We start from the raw sequence: 8,860 nt of genomic DNA, 5'->3' as shown, positions 1-8,860 counted from the left end.
CCGCGACATAACAACGGGACGGATGTCCCTCACCATCACTGATCCCGAGGATGCCCATGGGGATGGTCGTGGGGATGCTGGCGCCCGTCCGCGTACCTGACCGCAGCCCTATCCGCGTACCTGTCCGCGTACCCGCTAACAGGTACGGCGGCGCGGGCCGCTGGTGCAGGTCAGCGGCCCGCTGGGCATACCCACGTGCACCAAGACTCGATAGCAGGACGCAGTCCTCACCAGTCTGTGGGGGCGAGGCTGGCCACCACCGACATCGAGACGCGATCCTCAGTTGGTGCCCCTCCTGCGCCTCGACCTCGACGAGCTGACCATCGAGCTGCGCACCGACATCGGCGACCCGGACGTCATCCGCGCCGGCATCCAGCGAGTCGTCCGCGAGTCCGCCGTCACTGAGCACCACACCGCCGCTGACGGCCGAGTCCTGATCAACTGGCGGGCCGTACACCGAGTCCGGGTCCACCTCACCGACCCCGAACCGCATTAGCAGTGCGATACCAGGGGGGATGGTCGGCGGGACGGATCCGGGGAACGTCCCCCGCGCTACAGCCCGCCGGCAGCGACCACCACGGCCAGCGCGCCCGCGATCGCGCCGGGGACGGTGGCGATCCCGCGCGGGGACCAGGGCGGGGGATGGGTCAGGCCGACGGATCCTCGATCCTGGCGAGGCCCAGGTCCGTCAGGGCGAGGAGGTCGTCGGCGAGATCCTCGGCCGCCTGGTCCACCAGGCTCAGGACGGCGGCGGTGGCGTTGTCGGCGTTGTCGTCCGGGTCGCTGCACGTTGCGGCCACGGCGGTGTCGACCAGGGCGTCGACCAGGGCCTGCGCATCACCGGCGTACCGCTCGGCCAGCTCGCCGATCCGGGCGGCGGACAGCGGCTTGTGCACGCCGTCGCTGGTCAGGATGATCAGGTCGGTGTCGGCGGCCTCGCCACGCAGCGGCGTCCAGCTGATCGTGGAGATGGTCGCGTAGACCAGGCCGCCCAGCACGTAGTCGGACAGCGCGGTGACGACATGCTCGCCGTGGTCGGCGAGTTCGGGGGTCGAGGAGGATCGGAACGGAAATTGGCGCTAAGCGGCGACCTCTGGCCGGGTCCGGTTTGGGCCTGGTCTACGTTGATCGTTCGTGCCGGTGGAGTTCCTGAGTGATGAGCAGGTCGCGGCGTATGGGCGGTTCGTCGGCGAGCCTGAGCGGGTCGAGCTGGAGCGGTTCTTCTTCCTCGACGACGTCGACCGGGATCTGGTCGGCAAGCACCGCGGCGAGCACAACCGGCTGGGGTTCGCGGTCCAGCTCGGGACGGTGCGCTTCCTCGGGATGTTCCTGACCGACCCGCTGGACGTGCCGTGGGGCGTGGTTGACTACCTGGCCATTCAGCTCGGCATGGCGGATCCGTCGGTCGTGAAGCGGTACGTCGAGCGGCCGAAGACTCCGTACGAGCACGCCTGGGAGATCCGGGAGGTGTTCGGCTACCGGGACTTCGGCGACCAAGACGTCGCCGGCGGGTTGCGGGAGTTCCTCGACGGCCGGGCGTGGGTGCACGCCGAGGGTCCGCACGCGCTGTTCGAGCAGGCGGTCGCCTGGCTGCGCCGGCACCGGGTGCTGCTGCCGGGAGTTACGACGACGGCCCGGCTGGTGGCCGTGGTGCGTGAGGCGGCTGCCGAGCGGATGTACCAGACCCTGGCCGAGGCCGCGGTCGGCGCTGACCGCGAGCTGCCCGTTCGGTTGGTGGAGCTGTTGCGGGTGCCGGACGGGGCCCGGGTCTCCGAGCTGGAGCGGCTGCGGCGCGCGCCGCGCCGGACGTCGGGCCAGGCGATGACCGCGGCGCTCGACCGGGTGTCGGAGGTGCTGGCGATCGGCGCGCGGGCGGCGCAGCTACAGGGCGTGCCGGCCAGCCGGATGGCGGGCCTGGCTCGCTACGGGCAGACAGCGAAGGCGCCGGCGCTGCGCGCGCTAACCGAGCAGCGCCGCACCGCGACGCTGCTGGCGACATTGCGTCAGCTGGAGGTCGAGGCCGTCGACGATGCCCTGGACCTGTTCGACCTGCTGATGGCGAGCCGGCTACTCTCGGCCGCGCGGCGGGCGGCCGACGCGGAGCGCCTCGCGGTGATGCCGAAGCTGGAGAAGGCGTCGACAACGCTCGCCGGCGCGGCCCGGGTGCTCCTGCGGGTCCTCGCCGACGTCGGCGACGGCACGCTCGACGTCGCCGCGGCGTGGGCCGCAGTCGAGCAGGTCGCGCCCCGGGAGACGGTGCTCGGCGCGGTCGCCGTGGTGGAGGACCTGGTCCCGGACGATGAGGCCGGGGAAGCGACGATGCGCGAGATCCTCGCCGGCCGCTACCGGGTCGTGCGGCCGTTCCTCGAACTGCTCGCGGAGGCGGCCCCGCTGCGGGCGATCGACGCGGCCGCCAGCCTGCTCGCCGAGGTGCACCGGCTACCCGAGCTCTCCCGTCGGCGGGTCTCGCAGAAACCGCTGCGCCCGGACGACGTCAACGCGGACCTGGTGCCGGGCGTGTGGCGCCGCGCGGTATTCGCGAATCGGCGGCTGCCGGCCGGGGCGGTCGACCGCGACGCCTACGTGCTGTGCGTCCTGGAAAGGCTGCACGGCGCGCTGCGCCGCCGCGACATCTTCGCCGCCCCGTCGAAGCGGTGGGCCGACCCCCGCGCCCAACTCCTCGACGGCGCCGACTGGGCGGCGGTACGCGAGGAGGTCCTCACCGGCCTCGGGCTGGCCGACCCGGTCGAGAGCCACCTGCGCGAGCTGACCAGCACGCTGGACGCGGCGTGGCGGCTGCTCGCCCAGCGGTTGGAGGAGGCCGGCCCGGACGCGAGCGTGCGGATCACCCCTGCCAGCGAGGACGGCCGGGTGCGCCTGGCGGTGGACCGGCTCGACGCGGTCGGCGAGCCGGACAGCCTGGTCGAGCTGCGCGCGATGGTCGCCGCGATGCTGCCGAAGGTCGACCTGTCCGACCTGCTGTTGGAGGTCCACGCCTGGACCGGCTACCTCGACGCCTACACCCACGCCGGCGAGCTGCACCCGCGGATGGACGACCTGGCCGTCACCCTCGCCGCGCTGCTGGTCGCCGACGGCTGCAACGTCGGCCTGACCCCGGTGACCTCCGAGACGGTGCCGGCGCTGACCCGGGGCCGACTCTCCCACGTCGACCAGAACTACGTGCGCGCGGCCACCCACGCCGCGGCGAACGGCCGCCTCATCGAGGCCCAGGCAGGGATCGCCGTGGCCCAGCTGTGGGGCGGCGGCCTGCTCGCCTCGGTTGATGGGCTGCGGTTTGTCGTCCCGGTCCGCACGATCAACGCAGCACCCAGCCCCCGCTACTTCGGGCTCAGACGAGGCGTGACCTGGCTGAACGCGGTCAACGACCAGGTCGCCGGGATCGGCGCGGTCGTCGTACCGGGCACGCTGCGCGACTCGCTGTTCATCCTCGACACGATCCTGACCCTCGACGCCGGGCCCCGACCGGAGATGGTCGCGACCGACACCGCGAGCTACTCCGACATCGTCTTCGGCCTGCTCGGCTACCGCTTCTCCCCCCGCATCGCCGACCTGGCCGACCAGCGGTTCTGGCGCGCCGACCCGCCCGGCGGCCCGGCCGGGGACTACGGGGCGCTCAACGCGATCGCCCGGCACAAGGTCAACCTGGACAAGATCCGAGCGCACTGGCCGGACATGCTGCGCATCACCGGCTCCCTGCTGACCAACACCGTCCGCAGCTACGACCTGATCCGGATGCTCGCCCACGACGGCAACCCGACGTCGCTGGGGCAGGCGTTCGCCGAGTACGGACGGATCGCGAAGACGCTGCACCTGCTGGCCATGGTCGACCCGATCGACACCAGCTACCGGCGCACCGTGCACCGCCAGCTCACCGTCCAGGAATCCCGCCACCGGCTCGCACGGAAGATCTTCCATGGGCAGCGAGGCGAGCTGCGCCACCCCTACCGGGAGGGCCAGGAGGACGCCCTCGGCGCGCTCGGCCTGGTCCTCAACGCCGTCGTCCTGTGGAACACCCGCTACATCGACGCCGCCATCACCCAACTACGCGCCGACGGGCACCTGGTCCTCGATGAGGACGTCGCCCGGCTCTCCCCGCTCGCCGACGCCCACATCAACATGCTCGGCCGGTACCCGTTCACTGCTCCGTCCGGACCGGACCTGCGGCCCTTGCGGGACCTCACCCGGTTGGACGACGAGTAACGGGCCTAACCCATTGGTCTTGATCATTGTGTCGGGGCGGGGGAGATCCACCGGTGGGTCTCCCCCGCCCCGGCGGTTGTACCTGTCACTGCAAGGGCGGCTGGGCCCGGTACGTCAGAGGAGCACAGCCAGGATCAGACCGCCGATGACAGTGCCGATCGTCTCGATGACGAGCGCGGACGCCGCGTTCCCGAGCCGACGCAAGTTGCGTACCGTCATGGGTACCGCCTCCCTGGAGGTTGGTGAGGAGGCTCCGGCCGCACCTGATCTCTTGGTCGGGAGGGTGCGGTCGGAGCCCATCTATTTGGGGCGGAAGAGCACACGGGCAGTCACTGGCCGCGACGCAGCTCTCCCGCCCCTTTCCGCGGCTCCAGCAGATCCAGAACCGTCGAGGCAAGTTTCCAGTCCAGCTGGATCTGAGGTCAAGAAGAGAAGTTGAGTCAGATCTTTTCCGGAATAGAAAACTGCAGTAGCCTCCTCTCATGGCCGAACCCGGTGGAAGCACGTTGGCGGCGGCGGTCGGCGCTCTGACGGTGATGGGTGTCGCCGCCGGCCCAGTCGCCTTTGCTGCTGCCCCATTGGTCATAGGCGCCGCGGCTGGCGCCGCGGCTGCCTTCCTCTCCTCCGCCTCAGGCCCGTTCGTCGAGGACTTGCAGGAGCTTCGAACGCGGGCGGGCAAGCCGTCGTACCGAGAGATGGCCAAGCGTGTGGACCGTTCGCCCGTGGCACTGGCGCAGGTCGGGATCGGTCGAGTTGCAGAGTGGGAGGATGTAGCCGCGTTTGTGTCGGCCTGCGGCGATAATCCCGAGTCCTGGCGTGCGCGCTGGGAGCAAGCGCGCACGTCGGACGCACCGTCTGCCCCGGGGCCATCGGCGATCGCTCCGGTGGCGAAAGACGTCGCCGACGACACTGGCGCGGGTGCCATCGGCCCCAGCGGAAGGCGAGTCGGGGAGCGGCTGGCGGAGCTGCGTCGTGCCCGCGGACTAACGCTCGCTGACCTCGAGGACCGGCTGACCGAACTCGGTCGCCCGATCGTTCTGTCGGCCCTGTCGAAGATCGAGAATGGTCAGCGACGCGTTGACGTCGACGACCTGGTGGCCCTCGCCGCCGCCCTCGGTGTCGGCCCGAACATGGCTCTACTTCCAGACGATGCCCGGCATGACCACATCGTGGATCTGACTCCGACCCAGGCGGTAAGCGCGGCGCAGGCGTGGGCTTGGGCACTCCATGACAGGCCCTCCGGGCCGGCTGGGCTGGCAGCATCGCCGGAGAACGCTGACTTCGACTTCTTCATCTCCTACGCATCGCCAGACGCGGACTGGGCCGAGTGGATCGCCTGGCATCTGGAGACGGCCGGCTGGAGGACCTTCTCCCAGCGGGACCTCGTTATTGGCGACAACTGGCGCGTGGTGCTCAAGGATGCCCTCGGCCGGTCGGCGCGCGTGCTGGCTGTCCTCTCACCGGCCTACCTGGACTCTGCCTACGTCGCGGAAGAGTGGGGCGCGGCCTGGAGCAGCGATCCTGACGGGGCTGCCCGGCGGCTGACACCGGTAGCGGTCTCGTGGGCGGATTTTCCTGAGCCGTTCGATCACATCGTCCGCATCAACCTGTTCGACCTGGAGGAGGACGAGGCGGCGAGGCAGCTCGTGGACTCCCTCCGCCGCAACCTGGCAGGGAAGGTGAGACCCGACAGGACCCCCTCCTTCCCCAAACGAGACAGGCCCCGGCCGGAAGAGCGACCACTTCCGGAAATACCGAATCCCGGAAGCACTGACCGGTGACAATTTCCGGAAACACGGCCCTGCGGCTCGTACAGACCCCGGAAATCACTTCCGGAAACACGGAGCCCCGCCGACGGGGTCGTGCGCAGGCCGTCCTGCCCGCCCCGTACGACACCGTCCTCGACCGATACGTCGCCCAGCTCGCCCACGCGCCGCTGGGCGCCGACAGCCGGGACAAGTACGCCGGCCGGGTCCGCGGCTATCTCGCCTGGCTGGCCGCCGGCGGCGCCGTTGACGTGCTCGGTGACCCGCTGGCCCATCCCTCGGCGCGCGACGGTGCCGTCCGCGACTTCAAGCGCCACCTGAAGGCTGAGCGCCGCAAGCCGACCACGGTCAACAACCACCTCGCCGCGCTCGCCGACTTCTACACCCGCCTCGGCCTCGGCCCCCACCACGTCACCACCGAGGTCCTGCCGTCACGCGCCCCGGCCGCGCTGGACGCCCGCCAGGTCCGCCGCTACCTGCGCGCCGTCGAGGCCTGCCCGTCGGCCCGTGACCGCGCCCTCGCCCTGCTGCCCTACTACGCCGGCATGCGTATCGGCGAGGTCGTCGCGCTCGACCTGCTCGACGTCCGGCTGTCGGCCCGCAAGGGCGAGCTCGTCGTCACCGGCAAGGGCCGCGACGGCGGCCGCCAGCGCACCCTGCCCGTCCACGCCGAGCTGCGCCTGGTCCTCGCCGCCTGGCTCGACCAGCGGGCCGCCCTGCCCGGCGCGGACACGACCGCGGTGTTCCTCAACCTGCGCGGCGGCCGGCTCACCGACCGCGCCGCCCGCACCGTCATCACCGACCTCGGCACCGACGCCGACCTGACCATCGACGGCGACCAGTTCGGCCCGCACGTGCTGCGCCACACCTTCGCCACCCAGATGGTCCGCCAAGGCGTCGACCTGGTCATCGTCGCCGACCTCATGGGCCACAGCCGGCTCGAGACCACCCGGATCTACACCCAACCCACCGACACCGACCGCGACGCCGCACTCGGCCTGCTGCTCACCGACCGCTGAGTACCCGGGGACGGCGCTCGGCGGCTCAATCGTCGTATCCCTCGACGCCCTGCTCTTTGAGGTACGCCTTCAACTCGACCTGGAGCGGCGTGAGTCCCGCGTGCTCATGCTCGTGCTCGTCGAGCCACGCCGCCACGGACTCCAGCCGGGGAATGATCCAACTGTCGTCCTTGTCGGCGCGGTACATGCGGTAGCCGCCCGGGGTCACGGTGATGACCAAGCGAGCCGCGCCGTACTGACCGAAGCACCACGCCGCCCCGTCGTCGAACTCCAGCTCCAACCGCCAGTCCGGCCGGTTCTCCAGCAACTGGGCGAGGCGCTCGTAGCGTCCAAGGGACTGGTCGTCGCCCTCGGGGTCGGTCGGCAGACCTTCAGACGTGCTCATACGCCATCAGCGTAGGCACCGCGAACGCTGGGCCATCTCGGCCCCGAGGAACCCGCCCCGACNCCGCCGACCCCCTACCCAGGCTTAGCGCCAATTTCCGTTCCGATCCTCCTCGACCCCCGTAGAGCGGGGTGCGGCCGCCGCAGGCGGGCGGGGCGGGCAGGGGGCGGCCGCAGCCGCAGGCGCACGTCCCGCCCGCCGGGGCGGTCGTCACGTGACGATCGGACATGGCTGGCACGCTACCCCCTCAGTCCTCGACCGGCTGGGTCAGATCCGCGTCGACCCACCGGACGCCACGTCCGGAGATCGGCTGTATCTGGAGCTGCGGGCGTCCGTAGGAGATGCGGGCGTCGTACACCCGGATGCCGACGAGGACCTTGCCGGTGCCGGGGACGAGCCACAGCCGGTCGGTGCCCACGAGGGCCTGGGCGTCGGTGAGGGTCACGATCCTGTCTCCTGGTCGTGCAGTCCGGGGATGCCGGCGCGCCAGCCACGGCCGCGCCGGGCGGCCTGCCACGCCCGCACCTGCGCGGAGTCCCAGACGGGGGCCCGGCCGATGTGGCGGGTGGGGGTGGGGGCCTGGCCGCGGGAGACGTAGCTGCTCCAGGTGTCCGCGCTGATTGGCTCGCCGGCGGCGGCGATGTGCGCGAGGACCTGGTCGCGGGTCCACATCGCCACCGCCGGCGCGGGCGGGACGGGGGGCTCGCCGGCGTGGCGCAGGTCGTCGACCGCGGCCGCGGTGGCCGCCTCGGCGAGCAGCTCCAGGGCGTGGCCGCGGGCGGCGGTCGCCGCGCGCTGCTCGGTCTCGCCGCCGTCGTAGACGCTCCTGGGCCCGTCGGCCGGCTGCAGGTCGGCCAGTCGCCTGGCCCACGTCCACGCCAGGCCGAGCACGTCGTCGTGCAGCTCCTGCCGCTCGCCGTCGGTCGGCTCCCGGCGGTCCATCACGATCGCTCCCCGGTCAGGGGGGTGACGACGGCGCCATCCAGGTGGGTGGTGCGCAGGGAGGCGCGGGTGGTCGCCAGCGCGGCCAGGGCCGTGGCAGCGGCCTGCGCGAGCGCGGCCTCGATGGCCGCGGCCGCCTGATGCTCGGCCGGGGTCAGGTGGTCCGGGGTCAGCGGCTCGCCGTCCTCGTCCACGTCGCCGGCGCGGACCCGCTCGTCCGGGTGCAGTGTCGCCTCGGTCAGATGCGTCTCCGCGTTGGCGGTGTGCCGGTGGTAGGCGGTGAGGACCTCCGCCATCACCGTGCCCAGCGCCGCATCCTGCGTCATGATCTCCATACCCACCACGATACAAGGTCAGCTTGTATCGTGGTGGGGGATGTTCGGATCCGTGACGACCGTGACGATCGACCGACGCGCGGCGACGCGCACGGTCACAGCCTGTGGAACCACCCACCGGCCCACCCACCCGTCCGCCCACCGGACCCCCCGTAAACGGCTGGTGGGCGGACGGGTGGGATGCCTGCGCAG

General features: G+C 71.6%; 9 protein-coding genes. 4 read left to right on the top strand and 5 right to left on the bottom strand.

All coding sequences use genetic code 11. The features are described 5' to 3' along the window. Positions 1-286 precede the first annotated feature (286 nt). Positions 287-496 carry a hypothetical protein gene (locus UK82_RS30305; RefSeq protein WP_055410863.1) on the top strand — a complete coding sequence of 70 codons (210 nt, stop codon included), beginning with the start codon at positions 287-289 and terminating at the stop codon, positions 494-496. 151 nt (positions 497-647) lie between these two features. Here UK82_RS30305 and UK82_RS30300 read toward each other — a convergent pair whose 3' ends face one another. Further along, positions 648-998: a hypothetical protein gene (locus UK82_RS30300; protein ID WP_055410861.1), complete on the bottom strand. Its 351-nt coding sequence runs from the start codon at positions 996-998 to the stop codon at positions 648-650. A gap of 136 nt (positions 999-1,134) precedes the next feature. Here UK82_RS30300 and UK82_RS30295 point away from each other — a divergent pair, with 136 nt between their 5' ends. The 3 genes from UK82_RS30295 (at position 1,135) to UK82_RS30285 (ending at position 7,006) form a co-directional block, all read left to right on the top strand. Further along, the gene (locus UK82_RS30295) at positions 1,135-4,221 is read left to right on the top strand and encodes a Tn3 family transposase (protein ID WP_055410859.1); all 3,087 of its coding nucleotides are present in this window, start codon (positions 1,135-1,137) and stop codon (positions 4,219-4,221) included. Between the two features lie 482 nt (positions 4,222-4,703). After that, entirely contained in the window at positions 4,704-6,002 is a 1,299-nt protein-coding gene (locus tag UK82_RS30290; RefSeq protein ID WP_083507448.1) for a TIR domain-containing protein, read from the top strand. After that, on the top strand, positions 5,999-7,006 hold the full coding sequence (locus UK82_RS30285; RefSeq protein WP_055410855.1) for a tyrosine-type recombinase/integrase: 1,008 nt from the start codon (positions 5,999-6,001) through the stop codon (positions 7,004-7,006). Before UK82_RS30290 ends, UK82_RS30285 begins: the two co-directional genes overlap by 4 nt. A 25-nt stretch (positions 7,007-7,031) precedes the next feature. Here the strand turns inward: UK82_RS30285 and UK82_RS30280 are convergent, their stop codons facing one another. The 4 genes from UK82_RS30280 to UK82_RS30265 all read right to left on the bottom strand — a co-directional run bounded on the left by UK82_RS30280 (position 7,032) and on the right by UK82_RS30265 (position 8,659). After that, on the bottom strand, positions 7,032-7,391 hold the full coding sequence (locus UK82_RS30280) for a hypothetical protein (RefSeq protein WP_055410853.1): 360 nt from the start codon (positions 7,389-7,391) through the stop codon (positions 7,032-7,034). Positions 7,392-7,638: 247 nt separating this feature from the next. Beyond that, a complete protein-coding gene (locus tag UK82_RS30275) occupies positions 7,639-7,836 on the bottom strand; it encodes a hypothetical protein (protein WP_055410851.1) in 198 nt (65 codons plus the stop codon). Then, positions 7,833-8,336 carry an AlpA family transcriptional regulator gene (locus UK82_RS32285; protein WP_152990081.1) on the bottom strand — a complete coding sequence of 168 codons (504 nt, stop codon included), beginning with the start codon at positions 8,334-8,336 and terminating at the stop codon, positions 7,833-7,835. The genes UK82_RS30275 and UK82_RS32285 overlap by 4 nt, the downstream gene beginning before the upstream one ends. Further along, positions 8,333-8,659, bottom strand: coding sequence for a hypothetical protein (locus UK82_RS30265; RefSeq protein ID WP_152990080.1), 327 nt, complete (start codon positions 8,657-8,659; stop codon positions 8,333-8,335). The genes UK82_RS32285 and UK82_RS30265 overlap by 4 nt, the downstream gene beginning before the upstream one ends. Between the last annotated feature and the right edge of the window lie 201 nt (positions 8,660-8,860).

This window comes from Frankia sp. ACN1ag, assembly GCF_001414035.1.
In the GTDB taxonomy this organism is placed as follows: Bacteria; Actinomycetota; Actinomycetes; order Frankiales; family Frankiaceae; genus Frankia; species Frankia torreyi.
The sequence above is the reverse complement of the archived record's forward strand: the minus strand, read 5'-3'. Positions and strand labels throughout refer to the sequence as shown.